This window comes from Haloarcula rubra, from assembly GCF_019599465.1.
Lineage (GTDB): Archaea > Halobacteriota > Halobacteria > Halobacteriales > Haloarculaceae > Haloarcula > Haloarcula rubra.
This window is the reverse complement of the sequence record NZ_RKLR01000014.1, coordinates 14,412-35,656: the sequence shown is the minus strand read 5'-3', so window position 1 is coordinate 35,656 and position 21,245 is coordinate 14,412. Positions and strand designations below refer to the sequence as shown.

Here is a 21,245-nt window from a genome sequence, read left to right as displayed (position 1 = left end):
TCCGAATTCAGTCACAGATAGAGTCAGTAGTCGTGATTTCGACCCGCCTTAGAGAGTTTTCTGGATTATTCAGGTTTGAAGGATGGCATATTCGAAATTGAGGCATTATTCGGATTCATATACCACCCTCTGTTACCAAATCTGCCTATATTCCGTCATATAAAGACAAGTTCCAAATTACGATATCGTATACTACTATTTAGGCACTGCTTGTACTGAAAATAGAACTCTATAAAATAGATGGCGTAGTTTGAAATATATACACGATATTATGGTCGCCAAAGTGTGAGATGGCCATTCGGAAGCGGGATACGCGTCACGAATGCGTCTCAGTCGAGGACGTGCGCGGTCTCGTAGTGTGTCCGGAACGCGAACCACAGACCGTGGCGGCCGGCGATTCGGTCTCTGGTCGCGCCGTCGGCCCGGAGGGCGTTCCGTTCGACGAGCCACTCTGTCCCCTCGCCGTCGACGAGGCCGTCTGCGGTTCGCTCGACGGGGGTCGGTGGGGATTCGTAGACGGCCACGTCGCCGGTGGCGTCGAGGAACGCGACCACCTCCTGCCCGCCGACGGTCCCCGACACGACGTCGTCAGCGTCGAGGTCCTCGACTGAGACGACCCACACCGCATCCGGATCACTCCCGGTGATGCCGTAGACGGAGGCCTTCTCTGGGAGACGGTCGTCGGCTCTCTGGACGCCCGGTTGGACGATTTCCTCTCTGTTCCAATAGTGTTCGAAGAAGCCGACGTTGCCGTCGTAGAAAGAGTAGTCGTAGTCGTAGCCGGTGTCGATATCTAGCGCGAGGGTGTCGGGGTACTCGGCCCGCCAGTCGGCCCAGGTGGTTTGCGTGACCGCGAACTGGTCGAGGAAGAGACCAGAATCACGTTCCAAATAATGGCCTCCGATGGGGGTGCCGCTGTGCTGGTCCCATAGCGTCTCGGTCTCCTCGTCGTACATCACCTTGTTGCCCGACAGCAACATACCGGAACTTCCGAATGTCAGCGTCTCCTCTCCGATGCGCCGGTCGTAGAGGATAGGGGCGTTGCACAGTGTGCAGTAGGTGAGACTGACCGGGACGCCGGACAGAGTAGCGTTCAGGAGTTCGTGGGGGAAGAGTACCCACCGAGGTACGGCATAGGCGGTTCCGTCGAGTTCGAAGCCGAAGACCGTGTCTTCCGCTTCCAGATATCTGTCCTGATCGCCGCCGCTCCCCGTAGCGTCGACGGCCTCGCCCGGGACGAAGTCCGGTGCGTTCAGCGCAGCGAGGAACGACCGGTCGCAGTTCCCCCACCGAATGTCCTGCACGTCGAAATCTCGTGGCCCACAGTCCAGCAGTCCGCCAACCGGTGGGAGATACGAACGGTAGAGCCTGAGTTTCCAGTCCTCGAAGCCTACCAACGGGTCGATGTCCTGTTGGGAGTACCACGACTCCCACTCGACCCACGCGTGGTCGGAGTCGAAGTCCGGATCCGTCAACGCCGCCAGCGCGTCGCGGACACCGGGCCAACGGACTTCAGGGAGGTCGAGGTACCGCGGTGGGTCGCGTTCTCTGAGGGCAGCGGGGAACCCGAACTCGGCCCAGTCGTTCGCTATCGCGTCGATGACGAGGACTTCGAAGAGATGTGGGACTACACGCTGGTCACCCACGTCCCCAAGTGCCTCAACGGCATCAGCGTGGGCGTCGGCATCTCGCTCGAGAAGGCGATTCACCAGAGTCTGTAACCGCTCGTCAGAAGGGGTCGTCTCTCTCTCAGTCACGATATCGTACGACGAGGGGCGTGGTAAAAACTGTACTGCCGCGGTCGTCGGTACAGCGACAACGGGGGGATTAAGTGACTGGTTCTCACAGTTCGACGTACATGCGCGACGACGATAGCGACGCCGCCACAGACGGTGGTATCCAACTCGCCCCAACGGCGAGCGACGAGCGAGCGGACTACGACTACGTCGGCGGGTCTGTCGAGCGGCCGGGTCTCGTCTCCGACCTCGAAACGAGAGTCGACGGCGAGGTTCGGTTCGACACCTACACTCGGCAACTCTACGCGACAGATGCCAGCGCCTACGAGGTGACACCTATCGGTGTCGTCTTCCCTACCTCGACGGCGGAGGCGGCCAGCGTCGTCTCCTACTGCGCCGAGCGTGACATACCCGTCCTTCCCCGGGGCGGAGGGACGAGTCTCGCGGGCCAGACCGTGAACGAGGCGGTCGTACTGGACTTCACACGACACATGGACGGCGTGATATCGATGGACCCCGATACCCGTCAGGCCCGCGTGCAGGCCGGGACAGTACTCGCCGACCTCAACGACAGGGCGGCCGAGTACGGGCTGACCTTCGGACCAGACCCCGCTGCGGGCAACCGGAGCGCCATCGGTGGCGCCATCGGTAACAACTCGACGGGCGCGCACTCGCTCGTCTACGAGAAGACCGATCACTACGTCGAGGAGTGCGAGGTGGTTCTCGCGGACGGCACTGTCACCACGTTCGGCGAGGTGGCGGTCGAAGACCTCCGAGACCGTGCGGACCCCGACGGTGAGGACCTCGAAGCACGTATCGCCGCCGGCGTCCTGTCGCTACTCGACGACCACGCCGACGAGATAGACGAACGCTATCCCGAACTCAAGCGTAACGTCTCGGGATACAACCTCGACCGCCTGGTCGCCGAGTACGAAGGCGAGTACGGGGAGGCAGGGACCGTCAACCTCGCCCGTCTGCTCGCCGGCAGCGAGGGAACCCTCGCCGTCGTCACCGAGGCGACCGTCTCGCTCGAACCACTCCCAGAGACGAAATCGGTCGCCCTGTTGACTTACGACAGCGTCGTCGAGGCGGTCAGTGACGTCCGACACGTGCTCGACCACGACCCGGCGGCGGTCGAACTCATCGACGACGTACTCATCGACCTCGCGTCCGACACGACGGAGTTCGCCGACGTGGCGGCGAAACTCCCCGACCGGACGCGGGCCGCCCTGCTGGTGGAGTTCTACGCCGACGACGACGAACACGGCCGCGACCAGGTGGCGGACCTGCTGGCCGATCGGGTGCCGGACGACGATAGTGACGAAACAGCCACCGAGGTCGACCGGTACGCGTTCGACGCTCTGGAGGCCTACGACGCCGACGAGCGCAAAGAGATTTGGAAGCTCCGAAAGTCCGGACTCCCAATCCTGCTCGGGCGGACGAGCGACGCCAAGCACATCAGCTTCCTCGAAGACTGTGCTATCCCGCCGGAACACCTCCCAGAGTTCGTCAGCGAGTTTCAGGACGTTCTCGAAGCGAACGACACGTTCGCCTCGTTCTACGCCCACGCGGGCCCGGGCGTGTTACACGTCCGGCCGCTCGTGAACACGAAATCTCAGACCGACCTCGACGCGATGGAGAACATCGGCGAGGCCGTCACCGACCTCGTGGTGGAGTTCGGCGGGTCCGTCTCCGGCGAGCACGGTGACGGCCGCGCCCGCACGCAGTGGAACCGAAAACTGTACGGCGAACGGCTCTGGGAGGCGTTCCGCGACCTGAAGACGGCGTTCGATCCCGACTGGCTCCTCAACCCCGGCCAGGTCTGTGGCGACGTCTCGCTGACCGAGAATCTACGCTTCGACCCCGAGTACGAGTTCGACGCCGGGTTCGACTCGGCGCTGGAGTGGGACAACGAGAACGGTATGCAGGGGATGGTCGAACTGTGTCACGGCTGTGGCGGCTGTCGCACCCAGCAGTCCGAGGGGGGCGTGATGTGTCCGACCTTCCGGGCGGCAGACGAAGAAGTCACGTCGACCCGGGGCAGAGCCAACATGCTCCGGCAGGCGATGAGCGGCGACCTGCCGGACGACCCGACCGACGACGAGTTCGTCTCCGAGGTCATGGACCTCTGTATCGGCTGTAAGGGGTGTGCCCACGATTGTCCGAGCGAGGTGGACATGGCAAAACTGAAAGTCGAGGTCGAACACGCCCATCATCAAGAACATGGTGCGGGCCTCCGCGAACGGGTGTTCGCCAACGTCGACACGTTGGCCCGCCTCGGGAGTACGCTCGCCCCGCTCTCGAACCTCGGCCCGAAGCTTCCGGGTGCACGGGCGTTGATGGAAAAGACGCTAGGTATCGCTCGTGAGCGCTCGCTCCCGACGTTCGAACGTGAGAGCTTGCAAGACTGGTTCGAGTCCCGTGGGCCACAGGTCACAGAGACCGAAGCCGACCGGAAGGCCGTGTTGTTCCCCGACACGTACACGAACTTCAGCCACCCCGAAGTAGGGAAAGCCGCAGTTCGGGTCCTCGAAGCGGCCGGCGTTCACGTCGACTTGGCCGACGTGACCGACAGCGGGCGGCCGGCGTACTCCAAAGGGTTCGTCGACGCCACCCGCGAGACGGCACGCGAGGCTGTCGACGCGCTGACCCCTCGCGTCGCGAACGGATGGGACATCGTCGTGGTCGAACCCAGCGACGCGGTGATGCTCCAGTCGGACTATCTGGATCTGCTCTCGGGCGAGGACGTCGAGACACTCGCAGTCAACAGCTACGGGGTCTGTGAGTACCTCGATATCTTCCGACTGGACGATAACCTGTCGCTCGATGCCCCGGGGCGCTCGATGGCCTACCACGGGCATTGTCACCAGAAAGCGACGAAGAAGGACCACCACGCCGTGGGTGTCCTGCGGCGGGCGGGCTACGAAGTCGACCCGCTCGATTCGGGCTGCTGTGGCATGGCCGGCAGTTTCGGCTACGAGGCCGAACACCACGCGATGAGCATGGCTATCGGTGACACGCTCGAAGGCCAGGTGAGTGACAGCGAGGCGGGAGCCGTCGTCGCGCCCGGGGCGTCCTGTCGAACACAACTCGCGGACCTCGACGTCGACACGGACGGGACGTTCGCCGGGGTCGACCGGGACGAACCACCGACGCCCATCGAAGCGATAGACGCAGCACTATCTGGCGCTGGTCGGTAAGCCGACATCCTGCCTCGCCCGTTCGAGTAACGGATCGTCCCTGCCGACCGGCGAGGCCAGTGTCGGCCACTGACATCGATGTTACCAAACCTTCATACTCTGTTCGACGTATGTGAGCGTATGGCGCAGGACAGCCTATCCCGGTACAGTATCGACGCCGACTGGAGTTCGCTCTACATCGGTGGGGAGTGGCGCGCGAGCGACAGCGGGGATACGATAGCCGTGACCGACCCGTCCACACGTGAGACGGTCACAGAGGTTCCCCGTGGCAACGACGCCGATGTGGACGCGGCCTACGAGGCGGCCGCCGAGGCCCAGACTGAGTGGGAACAGACGCCGCCGGCACGCCGCGAAGAACTCGTCCAGAACCTCCTGCAGACGATGGACGAACACAGCGAAGAAATCGTCGACCTGCTGGCGACGGAGGCCGGTCAGATAGAGGGGATGGGCGAGACGTCCGTCCACCTCGCCGAGGACCAGATAGCCGAGGCCGCGACACTACCCCGGCGGATGAAAGGTGAACACGCCGCCTCGAACATCCCCGGCAAAGAGAACGTCGTCCAGCGAGAGCCACAGGGCGTCGTGACGGTCATCTCTCCGTGGAACTTCCCACTGAACCTCTCGGCGCGAGCCATCGTCCCGGCCGTCGCCGCAGGAAACACCGTCGTCGTCAAGCCGGCGACTAACACGCCGGTCGTGGGTGGTCTCCTGTTCGCTCGACTGTTCGAGGACGCGGGCTTCCCCGAGGGGGTCATCAACGTCGTCACCGGCCGCGGGTCGGAAATCGGCGACGCCGTCGCCAGTCACGACCAGAGCGACGTAGTCGCGTTCACTGGGTCGACCGAAGTCGGTCGGCGCGTCGCCGCAGCGGCCGGCGAGAACCTCGCCGAGGCCGCGATGGAACTCGGCGGCAACAACGCTCACATCGTCACCGACGACGCCGACCTCGAACAGGCCGTAAACGCCGGTGTCTTCGGGTCGTTCGCCCATCAGGGACAGGTCTGTATCTCAATCAACCGCCATCTCGTCCACGAGGACGTCTACGACGAGTACGTCGAGAAGATAGCCGAGCGAGCAGAGAACCTGCCGGCCGGGAGCGCCCACGACCACGTCGTCGTCGGCCCCATCATCGACGAGTCACAGCGAGACGAGATTCTGGACTACGTCGAACGGACCGTCGACGCCGGAGCGACGCTCGAGACCGGCGGCGAGACGGTCGAACTCGACGGCGTCGAGGACTCGCTGGTCGTCGAACCGACCGTGCTGTCGGACGTGACCAACGACATGGCCGCCGCATGCAACGAGCACTTCGGCCCGGTGGTTCCAGTCATCCCGTTCTCGGACGTCGACGAGGCGGTCGAACTCGCCAACGATACCGAGTTCGGTCTCTCCGGGTCGGTTCACGCCGGCGACGTGGGCGCGGGCAAGCGCATCGCCCAGCGGATGGAGACCGGCATGGTCCACGTCAACGACCAACCGATAAACGACGAGGCCCACGTGCCGTTCAGCGGGACCGGCGCGTCCGGCGTCGGCGGCTACAACACCGACGACTTCCTCGACGAGGCGACCGAGAAGAAGTGGATATCGCTCCAGCACGAGGACCGCGAGTTCCCGTTCTGAGATGTTGGACGAGACGGTCTGTATCGTCGCCGGCGGGGGGAACGGCCTCGGCGAGGCGGCGGCCCACGAACTCGCCGACCACGGCGCGACCGTCGTGGTGAACGACCGTGGGACCTCTGTCTCGGGTGAGGGGAGCGACGCGGCCGTCGCCGAACGGGTCGCGGTCGACATCCGCGAGGCTGGCGGTGAGGCGACGGCCCACCACGGCGACGTGAGCGATTTCGAGTACGCGGACCGCCTCGTCGAGGAGACGGTCGCCGAACACGGTCGACTCGACTTCGTCGCGAACTTCGCTGGCATCCTCCGGGACGGGATGAGCTACAAACTCGACCCCGAGGACTGGACGGCCGTCGTCGAGACTAACCTCACCGGCCAGTTCGCACCGCTCCGTGCAGCGTGTGGCCACTGGCGAGAAACTGGCGAGGACGGCTTCGACCGCCAGCGCTCGTACCTGGCTGTCAGCGCCGGGGCCGCCCGCGGGAACCTCGGACAGGCCAACTACGCCGCCGCGAAAGCGGGCGTGCTCGGGATGGTACGCTCGGTGTCGACGGAGATGCACCGCTCGGACGTACGTGTCAACGCGCTCGTCCCGAACGGCTACACGCGGATGACCGAGACGGTCCCCGAGGAACACCGCCCATACACCCGCGAGGAGATGCCGCCCGAGAAAGTGGCACCGATGGTCGCGTACCTCGCCAGCGAGGCGGCTGAAGACGTGACAGGGTGTACGCTCTACGCTGGCGGCGACCGCGTGGGCGTCTTCTCGGACCCGGCCATGGAAGCCGTCGGCGTCAAGCCGGACGGTTGGACGGTCGACTCGCTGGCCGACCACTTCCGCGAGGACGTGGCCGAGGACTGCGACCTGACCCGGACGGACGCGCACTTTTGAGTGTGCGACGTCCCCGCCTTCGCCACGGAATCGGTCGGCCAGAAGGGCATCTTTTATCACGGTTTCCGTCGATATCTCGTCTATGCGATTCGTCCGCTACGACGACGACCAGTTAGGCTTGCTCACAGACGACGGTACCGGAGTCATCGCACTGAGCGACCGCCTCGGCCTCGACGGCGACGAACCTCTCGTCGAGTACATCGAGGGCGACTACGACGCCAGTGAGTACGAAGACGCCGACGCCGACCACGCCGTCACCGACGTAGATATCGGCTCACCCGTGGGTCGGCCCGGAAAGGTCATCGCTGCGCCGCTGAACTACGAGAACCACATCGAGGAGGCGTTGTCGGACCGCGACATCACCACCGAAGAGTGGTTCTCCATCAAGGACAAGGGCTACTTCCTGAAGGCCCCCTCCAGCGTCGTCGGCCCGGACCACGGCATCGAACTGCCCTTCACGGACAGGCGGACGGACCACGAGGTAGAACTGGCATTCGTCATGGAGGGCGACATCAAGGACGTGCCCGCCGAGGAGGCGTGGGACCACATCTTCGGATACACCATCCTGCTCGACATCTCGCTCCGGGGCGACCAGGACCGCTCGAACCGGAAGTCCTACGACACGTTCACGGTAATCGGCCCGTGCGTGACCACCGCCGACGAGATCGACGACCCGCAGGACCTCCAGATGGAACTGCAACTCAACGGCGAACGCCGCCAGTACGAGAACACCGGCGACATGGTGTACACCTGCGCCGACGTCGTGCAGTACGCCTCGCTCGGGGCCACGCTGGAGACCGGTGACGTGATTACCACGGGCACGCCCGAGGGCGTCAGCGAACTCTCCGACGGCGACACCATCGAGGCCGAAATCGAGTCCGTCGGTTCGATGACCGTCGACGTCACCGAACGCGACGTGAGCTACGCAGAGGCCGACGTCCAGAAGGGCGGCCAGGAGTAACCGAGACGAACGACCGCGGTCGGCTCATACCACTTCTTCGCGGTTCCGAGTCTCACGTAGCGGTGCTGCTGACCGCGACCCAGAATGGAGAGGGGTAGGCTTAAGAAAACGGACAGCGAAGGGCTGATAATCGATGGCACTCCTCGAAGTCGACTCGATAGACGTGTCGTACGGGAACGTGCAGGTGCTGTGGGACGTAAGTCTCTCCGTAGAGAAAGGCGAGACGGTCGCACTGCTCGGTGCGAACGGCGCGGGCAAGACGACTACGCTCAAGACCATCTGTGGCGACCTGACGCCGACAGCCGGCGAGGTCCGGTTCCGAGGCGAGGACATCGGAGCGATGCCCTTCGAAGACGTCGTCAAAGAGGGGATCGCACACGTCCCCGAGGGCCGAGAGATATTCACGGACAGCAGTATCCGTGAGAATCTCGAACTCGGTGCGTACGTCGACCGCAGTAAGATGGACGAACGGCTGGAGACAGTGTACGATATCTTCCCCCGACTAGAGGAACGGGCCGACCAGCGCGCCGGTACGCTCTCGGGCGGCGAACAGCAGATGCTCGCCATCGGGCGTGGCCTGATGAGCGACCCCGACTTGCTCCTACTCGACGAGGCGAGTCTCGGCCTCGCACCGGTCCTCGTTGACGACGTGTTCGAGGCCATCGAGCGCATCAACGAGCAAGGGACGACCGTCTTACTGGTCGAACAAGACATCTACAACGCGCTCCGGGTGGCGGACCGCGGCTACGTCATTAAGACGGGACGAATGACGCTCTCCGGAACGGCCGCGGAACTCGCACAGGACGAGCGGGTCGAAGAATCGTACCTCGGGGCCTGAATCCGAGTCAGCACAGAACGGCAATTCGTTTTTGAGCCGTGTCGCAACCTAAAGAGGGCGAGCAGTCGGTCAGTCCTCGTCGGAAACTACGTCCGGGTCCGTGCCCGGCGTCGCGTCACTGGACTTCGGGGCCGCCGACGCGCCACCTCTGCCGACGTCGGTAATGAGGTAGTCCTCCGCGAGACCGTACAGGCCCTGCGGGAGGAAGATGATGAACAGGATGATGAGTGTGCCCTCGATAGTGGTCGCGACGCTCCCGACGATAGCTGCCAGACCGGTGTCCAGCAGGAGGAACAGCGCCGATCCGAGTATCGGACCGGCGAACGTGCCCATCCCACCGAGGATGACGATGACGAGCGAGTCGATGGTCCACGTCACCGCGAGCGTCGATTCGGGGTTGATGTACAGCGTGTAGTGGCCGTAGAGTCCGCCGGCGAGTCCGGCGAAGAACGACGAGACGACGAAGGCGTACATCTTGTACTTCAGCGGGTTGACGCCGAGGCTACTTGCGGCCTCCTCGTCGTCGTGGATGGCCTTCATGCCCAGACCACCTGCACCACGGACGATACGGTAGGTCACCGCGATAGTGAGTACCGTCGCGACGAGCGTCAACAGGAACATCACGTCCCCGTGACCCACGAAGTCGTTGATGGCCAGGTCGCCCTGCACGTAGTAGCCGGTCGACCCGCCGGTGAGCGAACGCTGGTCCAGCATCACCAGTTCGATGACCGCCGCCAGTGCGAGCGTCCCGATGGCGAAGTAGTGACCACTCAGTCGGAAGATGATGGGGCCGATAATCAGCGCGATGAGCGCGGCGGCCACACCGCCGACGACCACCGCGACCAGTATCGGTAGCTGTATCGACGCCGGGAACCCCGCCGCAGAGGGTGTAGTCAGCCAAGCGGCGACGAACGCGCCCATGCCGAAGAACGCGGCGTGTCCCAGCGAAATCTGTCCCGCGTACCCCGCGAGCAGGTTCCACGAGACGCCGAGCATCACGAACACGAGTCCGGTGAGGATGAGGCCAGTCAGCGCGTCCGTCGTCACGAACGGTACCGCCAGTAGTGCCAGCACCACCACGCCGATGACGGCTCGGAGGCGACGGTTCGCGAGCAGTGGTTTCTCGGGATGCCGTTCGAGGAAGCTCACTCACCACCACCTCCGGTGCCGAACAGCCCCTCGGGTTTGAGGAGCAACACGCCGAGGAAGATGAGCAGGCTCACCACGTTGCGGTAGCCGCCGCCGAGGTACAGCGCCCCGAGGTTCTCGGAGACGCCGAGGATGACGCCGCCGACGAGCGTCCCGAGGATGCTCCCGACGCCACCCAGTACCACGACCGCGAACGCCTTCAGTAGGTACGACCATCCGACGAAGGGGTTGATGGGGAACAGCATCGACAGCAGCGCGCCGGCCGCGCCGGCCAGCGCCGTCCCGATGCCGAGCGTGATGATGTAGATACGGTCGGTGTCGATACCCATGTATCGGGCCGCGGTCCGGTTCTGTGCCGTCGCACGGATTGCCTGTCCCGTCTTGGTGTACTGCAGGAACGCCCACGTCGCACCGATGAGGACGACGGCGACGACGAACGTCACCGTCCGAGGTAGGGAGAGGAAGGCGAACCCGAGGTTGATGCCGTCGCCGGGGATTCCGAGGTCGGCAGTCCGCGCATCACCGCCGAGGACTAGCTGGCCGATATTCTGGAGTATCAGCGCGAGACCGAACAACACGATGATGGGCTGTTCGATGCCCTCGCCGACGACGTGTTTCAACAGCACCTTCTGGAGGACGATTCCGAGGACGAACAGCAACCCCATCGCGATGAACATCCCCACGAGTGGCGTGATGCCAGTCGCAGCGAACACGAGGATGGCGACGTAGGCACCCACCATCAGCATGTGGCCGTGGGCGAGATTCACGATGTCCATGATACCGAACACGAGCGACAGGCCAAGCGCTGCGACGGCGTAGATGCCCCCGAGCAGTATCCCGTTGACAATCGACTGTGAGACGAGTTCCCCAGCTACCATTGGTGGTTCAGCGCTCGCTCCACGATGGGATGGGGTATTTGAACTCGAGGGCACGCTGGGAGCCAGTGTTCGGGTAAGCCAGTCGCTGCGCACCGTCCCACCACTGCCCGGTCGGTGCGGTCAGGTCGCCCTCGGCCGGGAGCCCGTTGTCCTCGAAGCCGAACTCGCCGATGACCGTCTGGAACGTCTCGCTACGGAGCGCGCTCTGGATGGCGTCGGCCTCGGTCGACCCCGCGGCCTGCACTGCCTGCAGAGCGACCTGCGTGAGGTTGTAGGAGCCACCGACGTTGACCGGCATGTACTGACTCTCGGTGTCGTACTCGCTCATGTAGGACTCGCGAAGGCGTTGGTTGCCGTTGCCCGTCAGGCCGGGTACCCACCCCGGACACATCAGCGCGTACGCACCCGCGTCGCTGAGCGCCGACCACCACGCCGACGGGTCGGCCCCGCGGACGAACTTGAGCATCTTCGGCGACCAGTTGTTCGACTGCATCTGGTTGACCGCCGTGATACCGCCGCCCGGCGTCGGATTCGACAGCAAGACTTCGACGTCAGCGCTCTGAGACTGACTGATGAGTGTCGAGAAGTCCTGCGAGCCGATTTCGAACGTCTCACGCAGGACGATATCGTACCCGGCGTCACCCAGTCGGTTCTCCCAGTAGTCGGCCTGCTCTTTGCCCCACCCTGAGTTCGGTTCCCAGATGCCGACCCGGTTCGGTCGGTTGCCCTCCGGGATAAGTTCGAGTGTCCCGAGCGTCGAGCGAGCGACGTCACGGGACTTCGGGAAGGGTGCGTACGTCCACTCGTAGTTGTCGTTTCGGTGGGGCGCCTCGTACGCGAAGGCGATTCCGAGGAACGGGAGGTTCTGGTTCTCGGCGAAGGCGCTCCCCGCGGTGACCAGCAGACTGGAGAAGCTCCCCCAGATCATGTCGACGTCGTTGTTGCTGGTCATCTGCTGCAGGTTTTGGCGGAGCGTCTGGGCGTCACTCTCGTCGTCCTGCAGGATGAGTTCGACGTCGCGGTCGAGTTGTTCGTTCATCCTTGCCTGCCCGAGTTCGTACCCGCGCCGGAGGTCCTGTCCGAGCGAGGAGAACGCTCCCGTCTCGGGAATCGTTCCGGCTATCGTCAGCGTGTCGTCGCCGCCGCCACCCCCGCCGCCGAACGCACATCCGGCGAGACCGGCCATCGCAGCAGCACCGGCAGTTCCTTTGAGATACGACCGACGTGTGACTGGGCTATCGTCGTTGACCATACCGTATAGGCTGATATAGATGATAGATTATAAAGATACCCGTTATTGCGAGGGTAGTGTCACACCGGGAGATGGTACGAGCGGGTCCGGAGACCAGCCGGTCGACAGGTACTGGCGTTACGACGAGGGGCTGGCCTCGGCGTAGAAGTTCATCGCCTCGAACACCGGTCGGTCGGTCATCCCGAGCAGGATGGCCTCCCCGTCGTCGGGTTCGTGATGATGGGTCGCGTCCGGCGGGACCACGAAGATGTCCCGCTCGCTCCACTCGAGTGCCTCGCCGTCGACGTGGGTCGCACCCGCTCCTTCGACGACGAAGTAGACTTCCGTCGCGTTGTGGAAGTGAGCGTCAGTCGCCTCCTGCAACAGTTGGGCGCGGAACGACATCGTCGGGAATAGTGGTGGCGACCCGGTCGCGGGATTGACGTACGAGAGGCTGTATCCGTCGTACGGGTCCGGCTCGTCGTTCTCGGCCCGCTGGTGCAGCGACTGGACCATCTCGGACCACTTGAAGCGGTACGGCGGCGTCGCCTCGCGGATGCCCTCGAACGGGCCAGGGATGCTGCCGTCCTTGGTCTCGTCTTCCGGGCGGCCGCGACCGTACTGGGAGTCCCAGTACCCTTGCGTTTTGGTGACTGGTTGACGTTCGAGCTCGTGGTTCTCGAACGTGTTGCGGGCGTTCAGCGAGTCCAGCACGAGCGGGAGGTCGAGGACGTCGAGCCACGCCGCCGTCTCGTCGGAGTCGTTTACGTGGTCGTGCCACTCCCACTGGGGCGTCGTGACGAGGTCGTTGTCCTTCATCGGGAACTCCTCGCCCGCGACGACGGTCTTCATGTCCTCACTACCGTCGATTGTGAAGCGAAGCGCGTTCGCACCGTGCCGATGGGAGGGCGCGGTCTCACCGGGCGAGACTGTCTGGACACCGACGTATATCGTGTTCGAGATTGCGTTCCCGAAAGAGGCGTTGATGGGTACCGCCACCCGTCGCTGGAAGCCCGGCGGCAGGTCTGCGATAGGAACGTCGTCTTCGACGCCGTCGATGGCCGCCTGGATGTCGTCCCACTTCCAGATGTCCGCCTCCAAGTCGTCGATGGTGTTCCCGAAGTCGTCCTCCACCTCCCACAGCGGGCGGAGGTTGTGCTTCTCGAGGATGCTCCGTGTGTCGGAGCTCAGCTCGAGTTGCTCCTCTAGCTCCTGGTCCTCTGGCTCTGTCTGGGCCATAGTGTACCAACACGTTAGCACACCACCATCATAAGTGTACTGGACAAACACCACTGAGCGGGCTTGAGATGGCTTAGAACGGCATTTCGGGCCGCAAAGCTATCTCTGGCCGTAGGTGAGTCGTCACGGTCACAACCACGTCGCTCGGGTCGGAGGCTACACCTGCACCTCGAAGACGTCGTCAGAAGCGAACACCGACCGGCAGTCCTCGCAGACCATCTGTCTCTGAATGGCGTACTCCCAGAGTTTCCCGCCGCAGTCCAGGCAGTCGAAGTGCGCTTCTACGAACGGGTCTTCCTCCGCGTAGGGATTCTCGAATTCCGCCATATCGATACAACGTTGTGGAATCGGTAAAAACGCTTCGTTACCTCGAAACCATACTTTCGACCGCGTCGGTCACTGCTCGGCGTAGGCCAACATCGCTTCCCGCAGGCCTTCGGGCACGTCGATGGCACCACCGCCGCCGTGTTCGGCACACACCCGCTGTTCGTACCCCTCGAAGGCCACCGTTCCGTCACAGGTCGCCGTGTAGTCGAATCTGACACTCCGGGTCCCCACGTCGGGAGTCAGCGCGATTGTCACCTCGTCGCCGGCTTCGACGGGCGACTCGAACTCGAAGTCTATCTCGACGAGCGGCAGGCCGAAGCCGTGATCCTGTGATATCTCCCAGAACGGATACTCGATTTCTTCCATGAACATGTCCGACGTCTCGTGCAATGCGTCGACGATGCGGGGATAGTGAGCGATACCGAACGGGTCCGCATCGGAGAACCGCACCGTCCACGTTCGTTCGTAGCTCATCGGTCCACCCCCGCCTCAGTCCCACTCGCCGGATCCACAGCGGTCTCGGGGTCGAGGACGACGAGGGCGTCAAGCGCTACGGCACCGTCTGCCGACGCGAGTACCGGGTTGACATCGAGTTCCGCGATCGGGTGCTCGGTCACGAGGTCGCCCACGATTGCCACGACGTCGGCGAGTGCGTCCACGTCGGCCGGTTCGCTCCCCCGATACCCCTCCAGTAGTTCCGCGGCTTGCAGTTCCTCGATGGCCGCTCGTGCCTCGGCTCGGCCGATAGGGGCGATGCGATGGCTCGTGTCTTCGAACACTTCGGTGAATACGCCGCCGAGTCCTGTCAGTACGACCGGACCGAACGAGGGGTCTCGCAGTCCGCCGACGATGACTTCTGTGCCGGCCTCGACGTCCATCGCTTCCTCGACGAGGACGTCCGCGTGGACGTTCTGCTCGGTGGCCGCTTCGAAGATGCGTTCTGAAGCGGTGCGTACACCCTCTTCGGAGGCGATACCGACCGTGACCCCCGCACCCGAGGCCCACTCGCTCTTGTGGGTGACCGACGGCGAGGACACCTTCACGACGACTGGATACCCCATGCCTTCGGCCGCCTCGACGGCCTCGTCCACAGTCGCACACACCGCGAATGATGGTGTCTCCACGCCCGCGTCCGCGAGTAGCTGTTTTCCCTCGGCCTCGGTCAGAGTCCGTCGCCCGTCCGCTCGAGCGGCCGCGATGGGTCTATCAGTCATCGGCGACCACCTCCGTGCCCTCGGCAGAGCCCTGCATCCTCGCGTAGCGAGCGAGGACGGCCGCTGCGTCGGCGGCCCGCTCAGGCGTCTCGAACACTGGGACACCCACGTCGGCCAGCGCCGATTCGTCCTCGGCCATGTCCTCCTCGATGCCGTCGGTGGCGAACAGGACCGGCTTGTCGACGCGTTCAGCGAGGCCGTCCAGCGACTCGACGGGGAAGCCCATCGCCTGTTCGTACAGTTCGTAGACCAACACGATGTCGACGGCGTCGTCCTCGGCGACGGCCGTGACGACATCGCCGAACGCCGGCATCGGACGGCCGGTGTCGACCGGGTTGCTGGTGTAGGTGACCCCCGGTAAGATATCGTCCACCCGGTCCCTGGTCTCGGGGGTCAATTCAGGGAGGAATCCGCCGGCGCGCTGGATGCGGTCGGTGATGATGATGCCTGGGCCGGCTTGTGCGGTGACGACGCCGACGTTCGGACCGTCCGGCGCTGGCGAGTTCCCCAGCGCCGCGGCCGCGTCCAGTAGCGCGTCCGTCGCGTCGACCGTCGGCACGCCGTACTGAGCGAACCCGGCGGTGTACAGTTCGTGGTCCCCGGTGAGCGCGCCAGTGTGGGACTCGGCGAACTCGCCCACGTCCGACTGGCCAACCTTGTAGGCGACGACCGGCGTGTCGCTGGCACGACAGGCCTCTAGTAGGGCCCGTCCGTCATCAGTCCCCTCGACGTGGAGGACGATGGCGTCGGTCCGTTCGTCGCCGTCGAAGTACTCGATAGTCTCGGTGAACCCGACGTTCGCGCGGTTTCCGAGGCCGACCATCGCGGAGACGCCGCGTCCCTGCCTACGGGACTGAAAGGCCAGTGCGTGTGCGACGCCACCACTCTGGGCTACGACCGCAGTGTTCCCCGGCGGAAGCTTCTCGGCGCCGCTGGCGAACGAACACAGGAGATCCGTCTCGGGGACGACGAACCCGCTCGTGTTCGGACCGAGCAACGAGATGTCGTACTGGTCGGCCGTCTCGACGACGGCTGCTTGTAACCGCTCGCCCTCCTCGCCCGCCTCTGCGAACCCGCCGGCGTAGATGACCGCCGCACCGACGCCGGCCTCGCCACACTCTTGCAGGACGTCGGGCGTAGCCGGTGCGGGGACACAGCAGAGCGCGAGGTCTACGTCGTCGTCGATGTCGGTCACCGAGGCGACGAACGCCTCACCGAACAGACGTCCGTCGCTGGACGGATTGACCGGATACACCGGTCCGTCGAACTCGGTGGCGTTCGCCATCGCCTCGTAGCCAATCTTGCCCTCTGTGGTCGAGGCGCCGACAACGGCCACGGCCGACGGGTCGAACATCTGTCTCAGAGTCACGCCTCCTCCTTCTCGCAACTGGCTGAAAGCGTTTTCCCTCGCCACGAAGTGACAGGGGTAGGTTTATCTGAGTGGATAAGGTACGAACTCGCAATGGCGCTACTCGAAGGGCAGAACCTCACGAAGAAGTTCGGCGGCGTCGTCGCCATCGACGACGTCTCCTTCTCCGTCGAGCGTGGCGAAGCCGTCGGACTCATCGGCCCGAACGGCGCGGGGAAGTCGACACTGTTCCGGACGGTGACCGGAGTCCACGAACCGACCGAAGGCCGAGTCTTCTTCGACGGCGAGGAGATAACGGGCCAGTCTCCGCACGAAATCTGCCACCGCGGCCTCGCGAAGACCCATCAGATTGTCCGACCGTTCGAGAGCATGACGCTGCTGGAGAACGTCGCCGTCGGCGCGGAGTTCGGCGGTCGGGAGTTCGACGACGTGCGCGGGCGGGCCCGCGAGATGCTGGAGTTCGTGGACCTCGCCGACGTCCAGTACAGCGAGCCGGACGAACTGAGTGTCGGTCAGCTGAAGCGACTCGAAATCGCTCGGGTTCTGGCGACCGACCCCGAACTCGTCCTCTTCGACGAGGTGGCTGGTGGTCTCGACCCCGAGGAGACGGAGGACATCGTCGACCTCATCGGCGACATCAAGAACGAGGGGAAGACCGTCTTCCTCATCGACCACGTGATGCGCGCGCTGATGACCGTCAGCGAGCGAGTGATGGTGCTGAACAACGGCCGTCTCATCGCCGAGGGAACACCCGACGAGATACAGAACGACGACGAGGTCATCGAGGCGTACCTCGGCGAACACGCCAACGAGGACCTCTCGAACGCCGTCACCGGCGACTGACGGCACTGACCCTTACGAGGGCTTCCCGGCGAAGTCGACGAACGACTGTATCTTCTCACTCGCGTTCTCGGTGACGCTGGACCCGTGATACACCAGTCCCACGTCGAACTCGTAGTCGACCAACCGTTCGAGGTTCTCGTCGGCGGTGGCCACGTCCATCGAGAAGAACGCCGTCGGGAGAACGAAGTATCCCGGCGGGAGGCCCCGAGCGTCGGACCCGAACAGGGCGTCGCCCAACACCGCGATACCACGTGCTTCGTCGACGAGGGCGTGGTGTGACGGTGTGTGACCGGGGACGTGGACGGCGGTGAACGGTCCGACACTGTCGCCGTCGCCGTACCGGTGGTCGACAGCGCCCTCCGTCTCGACGCCCTCGGGGACCCACGTTTCGAGACCGTAGCGTTCGACCAGGCCCGCGAGGCCGCCGACGTGGTCGGGGTCACCGTGGGTGATAACGACGCGCTCTGGCACGATTCCGAGGTCGTCGAGTGCGTCGGCGACGACGTCGACGGTGTCTTCGAACCCGGCGTCGACGAGTGTCGGCGTCTCGCCGTCGAACAGGAAGACCCTATAGCGGGCGTCCGGGGCAGTCTTGACGGTGATGTCGTACACGTCCGGTACGATTGCTGTCGGCATACCACTCGACAACTGGACCGGCACCCGCAAGCCTCTTTCGGCACCGATAGTCTGATAGTGGTCGGTGGTGTGTCACTCGGTACCCAGAATGTCGGACGAAACTGCGAGTCGCGCGGCCGTCCTCCGTGGTGTCGATCCGGCGTGGCTCTCCGTGCCGGTCGGGATGCTCGCGGCGGGCGCCGTCCTCCGGTTCGCCCCACTCTCTGCCGGAGCGGCCCGGATGCTCGGCATCACGCTCTTTTGCATCGCACTGTGGGTTGGGGCACCGGTCAAACCGTGGTTCACTGCACTGCTCGGCGTAGGCCTCATCGGCGTCGCCTTCTCGACCGACCTCGCGCTGACGGGGTTCCAGTCGCCGGCGACGTGGCTAGTCGTCGTGGGTATCCTCATCGGCGAGGCCGCCCGACAGAGCGGACTGGCCGACCTCGTCGAGCGACTGGCCCTCCACCGGATGCCTGCGGCCGTGGCGACTGACGCCGTCGCGGCCTATCGGTACCTGCTCGTCGTCCTCTCGTTCGGGAGTCTCGCGCTGGCGGTACTGGTCCCGTCGTCGCTGGTCCGGGTGCTAATCCTCGCGCCGATTCTCCAGTCGCTCGGGGACCTGTTCGACGAGCGACGGGCGAAGGTCGGTATCTTCCTCGGCCCGCTGTTCGCGACGTTCTACGGGTCGTCGGGTATCCTCACCGGGTCGCTCGCCAACATCATCGTCACCGGTCTCGTCGAGTCCAGCGGTGGTCCGGCCATCACGTGGACGGAGTGGACGCTGTGGCTCGGTCCGGTGATGGGACTCGGACGCGTCGCTCTCATCGTCGGCATCGCGTACGTGCTGTATCGGCCATCCGACCGAGACGGTGTGAACGCACCAGACTGGGACGGCACCGTCTCGACGACGTCGCGAGAGCGACGGATGCTAGTCTTCCTCCTGCTCGGCGTCGCCATCTGGGCGACGGACTTCCTCCACGGCTTGCACCCGCTGTTCGGCGCCGTCGTGGTGACCCTGTTGGCGTTCGCTCCGCGAATCGGGGTGGTCGGGGCCGAAGCCGTCGGTGAGGCGGATTTCTCCATCCTCTTTTTCCTCGGCGCTATCTTCGCCATCGCCGAGGGACTCCGACAGACGGCCTTCACGGACCTTGCCGCGAACCGCCTCCTGTCGACGCTTCCAGCCGACCCGTCGCTCCCACTCGTACTCGGCGTCGTAGTCGTGGCGGCGCTCGCGCTGACACTCGTGATGGAGGGCCTCGCCGTCGCGAGCGTCCTCACCCCGATCTTGGTCTCTTTCGCGACCAGCGCCGGCATCCCGCTCGTTCCAGTGGCGATGATAGAGGCCGTCGCGCTGAACGCCTACTTCTTCCCGTACCAGTCGGCGGTCCTCGTGGCAATTCTCGGTCTCGACGTGGTCGATTCGATGGAACTGACGAAGATGGCGAGCGTCTGCTCGCTCGCGACACTCCTCTTGCTCGTGCCGGTCCAGATAGCGATTTTCACGCTGTCGTTCTGAACTATCGGTCGGGGAAGTGCTCCTCGACGAGTCGGCTCCGGATGACGGTCCCAGTGTCCGTCCGCGCGAGCGGGTCGCTGGTGACGGCGTACTCTCGGGGTCGCTTGAAGTCCGCCAGCGACTCCGTCTCCAGACAGTACTCGTCCAGTTCCGTGGCCGTGAGGTCGCTTTCGGTGACGACGACTGCGGTGACTACCTGCCCCCACTGTTCGTCGTCGAGGCCGAAGACACAGACCTCTTCGATGTCGGGGTGGCTCTCTAACGTGGCCTCCACTTCGGCGGGATAGACGTTCTCGCCGCCGCTGACTATCATGTTGTCCACGCGGTCGACGATGTAGAGGTAGCCGTCTTCGTCGACGGTCGCCACGTCGCGAGTGCGGAGCCAGCCGTCGAAGTAGGTCTTCGACTCGGCCTCGTCGTTGTCGATGTAGCCGTCGGACATCCCCGGACCGCGCGCGATAATCTCCCCGCGCTCACCGGCGTCGACGGTGGCTTCTGGGTCCGGGTGTTCGTCGAGCGGTGCCGTCTCGACGACTCGCAGGTCCCACGAGAACGAGGCTTTGCCGATGGTGCCGGGATGGTCGTCCTGTACGCTCGGGTGGGCGAACGTGAGGTCCGGTCCAGCCTCGGTCATGCCGTAGGTGTTGTAGACGCCGTCGGTCAGTTGCGCCGTCGTCTCCTCGACGAGGTCTTCCGTGACTATCGAGCCCCCGGTCCTGATGTACTCCAGCGCGTCGACGTCGAAATCGGCCTCGCGCTGGACGCCGTTGAGCGCCTTGAGTTGGGTCGGCACCGCGAGGAGGCCGCTCACGTCGTGTTCCTCGATGAGTTCCAGTGCCTCCGTGGGGTCGAACGAGGTGTGGAGGACGACCGTCGCGCCCGCGACGAAGTGGGGATACAGCCACGCGTCGGTCGTCACCATGTGGTACCACGGTGTCGTGCACAGGGCCGTGTCAGTCTCGTCGATGCCGTGTTCCATCACGACCTGGATGGCCCCGTACCACAGTTGCTCTTGGTCGAAGGGGACTGCCTTCGGCGTACTAGTCGTCCCACTGGTGTAGAGGACGCCACACTCGTCACCCACCGGGAGCGAGGGGTCGAGGTCGGGGGTCGCCTCGTCGATGACCGCATCGTAGGACTCGACGAGGTCGTGGTCGACGTCACTGTCGCCGGCGTGTATCGCCGTCTCGAACCCACCACGGTCGAGCAATTCCAGCGCCGTGTCCGCGTTGGCGTCGTCGAAAACGAGAGCGCGAGCAGACGCCGTCTCCGACATTCGCTCTAGTTCCGCCGCAGTCGCCCGGTACGACAGTTGCACACTGCCGACCCCACGCTTGTTGTTGGCGAGCATCGACTCGACGGCAGGGAGGCCGTTGAGGGCGAGGACGGCACACCGCCCGTCACCGACACGCTGTTGGAGTGCGTTCGCCAGTCGCGTGCTCCGTCGGTCGAGCGTCGCGTAGGTGAACGACTGCCCGTCCTCCGTGATGATGGCCGTCACGTCCGGATGACACCGAACTGTCCGGGCGAATGCCTCTCTGAGTAACATGGTGGTTCTGTTACGATGTACCAGACTAACTGCAGTATTAATAGTTCTGGTTACACCGACGTGACCGG

Annotated in this window: 18 protein-coding genes; 7 read left to right on the top strand and 11 right to left on the bottom strand. The window is 64.3% G+C overall.

From position 1 onward, the window contains the following. Positions 1 to 329: 329 nt before the first annotated feature. Positions 330 to 1,757, bottom strand: a complete 1,428-nt coding sequence (locus EGH21_RS20770; protein ID WP_220620328.1) for a DUF3179 domain-containing (seleno)protein — start codon at positions 1,755 to 1,757, stop codon at positions 330 to 332. 101 nt (positions 1,758 to 1,858) lie between these two features. Here EGH21_RS20770 and EGH21_RS20765 point away from each other — a divergent pair, with 101 nt between their 5' ends. The 5 genes from EGH21_RS20765 to EGH21_RS20745 all read left to right on the top strand — a co-directional run bounded on the left by EGH21_RS20765 (position 1,859) and on the right by EGH21_RS20745 (position 9,244). Next, positions 1,859 to 4,936, top strand: a complete 3,078-nt coding sequence (locus tag EGH21_RS20765) for an FAD-binding and (Fe-S)-binding domain-containing protein (protein ID WP_220620327.1) — start codon at positions 1,859 to 1,861, stop codon at positions 4,934 to 4,936. Positions 4,937 to 5,056: 120 nt separating this feature from the next. Beyond that, positions 5,057 to 6,556 (top strand): aldehyde dehydrogenase family protein, encoded by a 1,500-nt coding sequence (locus tag EGH21_RS20760; protein WP_220620326.1) that lies wholly within the window; start codon positions 5,057 to 5,059, stop codon positions 6,554 to 6,556. A gap of 1 nt (position 6,557) precedes the next feature. After that, a complete protein-coding gene (locus tag EGH21_RS20755) occupies positions 6,558 to 7,445 on the top strand; it encodes an SDR family oxidoreductase (RefSeq protein WP_220620325.1) in 888 nt (295 codons plus the stop codon). 82 nt (positions 7,446 to 7,527) lie between these two features. Further along, positions 7,528 to 8,406: a fumarylacetoacetate hydrolase family protein gene (locus tag EGH21_RS20750; RefSeq protein WP_220620324.1), complete on the top strand. Its 879-nt coding sequence runs from the start codon at positions 7,528 to 7,530 to the stop codon at positions 8,404 to 8,406. 133 nt (positions 8,407 to 8,539) lie between these two features. Beyond that, complete coding sequence (locus tag EGH21_RS20745) at positions 8,540 to 9,244, top strand: ABC transporter ATP-binding protein (protein ID WP_220620323.1); 705 nt, start codon at positions 8,540 to 8,542, stop codon at positions 9,242 to 9,244. A 69-nt stretch (positions 9,245 to 9,313) separates the two neighbouring features. On the opposite strand, the gene EGH21_RS20740 is transcribed toward EGH21_RS20745, so the two are convergent. The 8 genes from EGH21_RS20740 to EGH21_RS20705 all read right to left on the bottom strand — a co-directional run bounded on the left by EGH21_RS20740 (position 9,314) and on the right by EGH21_RS20705 (position 16,651). After that, positions 9,314 to 10,393: a branched-chain amino acid ABC transporter permease gene (locus EGH21_RS20740; RefSeq protein ID WP_220620322.1), complete on the bottom strand. Its 1,080-nt coding sequence runs from the start codon at positions 10,391 to 10,393 to the stop codon at positions 9,314 to 9,316. Beyond that, positions 10,390 to 11,271 (bottom strand): branched-chain amino acid ABC transporter permease, encoded by an 882-nt coding sequence (locus EGH21_RS20735; protein ID WP_220620321.1) that lies wholly within the window; start codon positions 11,269 to 11,271, stop codon positions 10,390 to 10,392. The genes EGH21_RS20740 and EGH21_RS20735 overlap by 4 nt, the downstream gene beginning before the upstream one ends. 7 nt (positions 11,272 to 11,278) lie before the next feature. Continuing rightward, positions 11,279 to 12,523 carry an amino acid ABC transporter substrate-binding protein gene (locus tag EGH21_RS20730; protein ID WP_220620320.1) on the bottom strand — a complete coding sequence of 415 codons (1,245 nt, stop codon included), beginning with the start codon at positions 12,521 to 12,523 and terminating at the stop codon, positions 11,279 to 11,281. Between the two features lie 117 nt (positions 12,524 to 12,640). Beyond that, entirely contained in the window at positions 12,641 to 13,741 is a 1,101-nt protein-coding gene (locus tag EGH21_RS20725) for a cupin domain-containing protein (RefSeq protein ID WP_236035725.1), read from the bottom strand. A gap of 156 nt (positions 13,742 to 13,897) precedes the next feature. Further along, positions 13,898 to 14,068, bottom strand: a complete 171-nt coding sequence (locus tag EGH21_RS20720) for a hypothetical protein (RefSeq protein ID WP_220620319.1) — start codon at positions 14,066 to 14,068, stop codon at positions 13,898 to 13,900. A 69-nt stretch (positions 14,069 to 14,137) separates the two neighbouring features. Then, positions 14,138 to 14,542 (bottom strand): acyl-CoA thioesterase, encoded by a 405-nt coding sequence (locus EGH21_RS20715; RefSeq protein ID WP_220620318.1) that lies wholly within the window; start codon positions 14,540 to 14,542, stop codon positions 14,138 to 14,140. Continuing rightward, positions 14,539 to 15,282 carry an acetate--CoA ligase family protein gene (locus EGH21_RS20710; protein ID WP_220620317.1) on the bottom strand — a complete coding sequence of 248 codons (744 nt, stop codon included), beginning with the start codon at positions 15,280 to 15,282 and terminating at the stop codon, positions 14,539 to 14,541. The genes EGH21_RS20715 and EGH21_RS20710 overlap by 4 nt, the downstream gene beginning before the upstream one ends. Next, the gene (locus EGH21_RS20705) at positions 15,275 to 16,651 is read right to left on the bottom strand and encodes a CoA-binding protein (protein WP_220620316.1); all 1,377 of its coding nucleotides are present in this window, start codon (positions 16,649 to 16,651) and stop codon (positions 15,275 to 15,277) included. Before EGH21_RS20705 ends, EGH21_RS20710 begins: the two co-directional genes overlap by 8 nt. A gap of 93 nt (positions 16,652 to 16,744) precedes the next feature. Between EGH21_RS20705 and EGH21_RS20700 the strand changes: the two genes are divergently transcribed. Continuing rightward, positions 16,745 to 17,494, top strand: a complete 750-nt coding sequence (locus tag EGH21_RS20700) for an ABC transporter ATP-binding protein (RefSeq protein WP_220620315.1) — start codon at positions 16,745 to 16,747, stop codon at positions 17,492 to 17,494. 12 nt (positions 17,495 to 17,506) lie between these two features. On the opposite strand, the gene EGH21_RS20695 is transcribed toward EGH21_RS20700, so the two are convergent. Then, the gene (locus tag EGH21_RS20695; protein ID WP_220620314.1) at positions 17,507 to 18,130 is read right to left on the bottom strand and encodes an MBL fold metallo-hydrolase; all 624 of its coding nucleotides are present in this window, start codon (positions 18,128 to 18,130) and stop codon (positions 17,507 to 17,509) included. 88 nt (positions 18,131 to 18,218) lie between these two features. Here EGH21_RS20695 and EGH21_RS20690 point away from each other — a divergent pair, with 88 nt between their 5' ends. Then, positions 18,219 to 19,628, top strand: coding sequence for an SLC13 family permease (locus EGH21_RS20690; protein ID WP_220620313.1), 1,410 nt, complete (start codon positions 18,219 to 18,221; stop codon positions 19,626 to 19,628). A gap of 1 nt (position 19,629) precedes the next feature. Here EGH21_RS20690 and EGH21_RS20685 read toward each other — a convergent pair whose 3' ends face one another. After that, complete coding sequence (locus EGH21_RS20685; protein WP_220620312.1) at positions 19,630 to 21,177, bottom strand: class I adenylate-forming enzyme family protein; 1,548 nt, start codon at positions 21,175 to 21,177, stop codon at positions 19,630 to 19,632. Positions 21,178 to 21,245: the final 68 nt, after the last annotated feature.

Excerpts from the sequence above, each read along its gene's own strand:
- EGH21_RS20765 (WP_220620327.1), top strand. The coding sequence starts at position 1,859 with ATGCGCGACGACGATAGCGACGCCGCCACAGACGGTGGTATCCAACTC.
- EGH21_RS20695 (WP_220620314.1), bottom strand. The coding sequence starts at position 18,130 with ATGCCGACAGCAATCGTACCGGACGTGTACGACATCACCGTCAAGACT.
- EGH21_RS20685 (WP_220620312.1), bottom strand. The coding sequence starts at position 21,177 with ATGTTACTCAGAGAGGCATTCGCCCGGACAGTTCGGTGTCATCCGGAC.
- EGH21_RS20755 (WP_220620325.1), top strand. The coding sequence starts at position 6,558 with ATGTTGGACGAGACGGTCTGTATCGTCGCCGGCGGGGGGAACGGCCTC.
- EGH21_RS20725 (WP_236035725.1), bottom strand. The coding sequence starts at position 13,741 with ATGGCCCAGACAGAGCCAGAGGACCAGGAGCTAGAGGAGCAACTCGAG.
- EGH21_RS20715 (WP_220620318.1), bottom strand. The coding sequence starts at position 14,542 with ATGAGCTACGAACGAACGTGGACGGTGCGGTTCTCCGATGCGGACCCG.
- EGH21_RS20760 (WP_220620326.1), top strand. The coding sequence starts at position 5,057 with ATGGCGCAGGACAGCCTATCCCGGTACAGTATCGACGCCGACTGGAGT.
- EGH21_RS20720 (WP_220620319.1), bottom strand. The coding sequence starts at position 14,068 with ATGGCGGAATTCGAGAATCCCTACGCGGAGGAAGACCCGTTCGTAGAA.
- EGH21_RS20745 (WP_220620323.1), top strand. The coding sequence starts at position 8,540 with ATGGCACTCCTCGAAGTCGACTCGATAGACGTGTCGTACGGGAACGTG.
- EGH21_RS20735 (WP_220620321.1), bottom strand. The coding sequence starts at position 11,271 with ATGGTAGCTGGGGAACTCGTCTCACAGTCGATTGTCAACGGGATACTG.
- EGH21_RS20690 (WP_220620313.1), top strand. The coding sequence starts at position 18,219 with ATGTCGGACGAAACTGCGAGTCGCGCGGCCGTCCTCCGTGGTGTCGAT.
- EGH21_RS20700 (WP_220620315.1), top strand. The coding sequence starts at position 16,745 with ATGGCGCTACTCGAAGGGCAGAACCTCACGAAGAAGTTCGGCGGCGTC.
- EGH21_RS20750 (WP_220620324.1), top strand. The coding sequence starts at position 7,528 with ATGCGATTCGTCCGCTACGACGACGACCAGTTAGGCTTGCTCACAGAC.
- EGH21_RS20730 (WP_220620320.1), bottom strand. The coding sequence starts at position 12,523 with ATGGTCAACGACGATAGCCCAGTCACACGTCGGTCGTATCTCAAAGGA.
- EGH21_RS20710 (WP_220620317.1), bottom strand. The coding sequence starts at position 15,282 with ATGACTGATAGACCCATCGCGGCCGCTCGAGCGGACGGGCGACGGACT.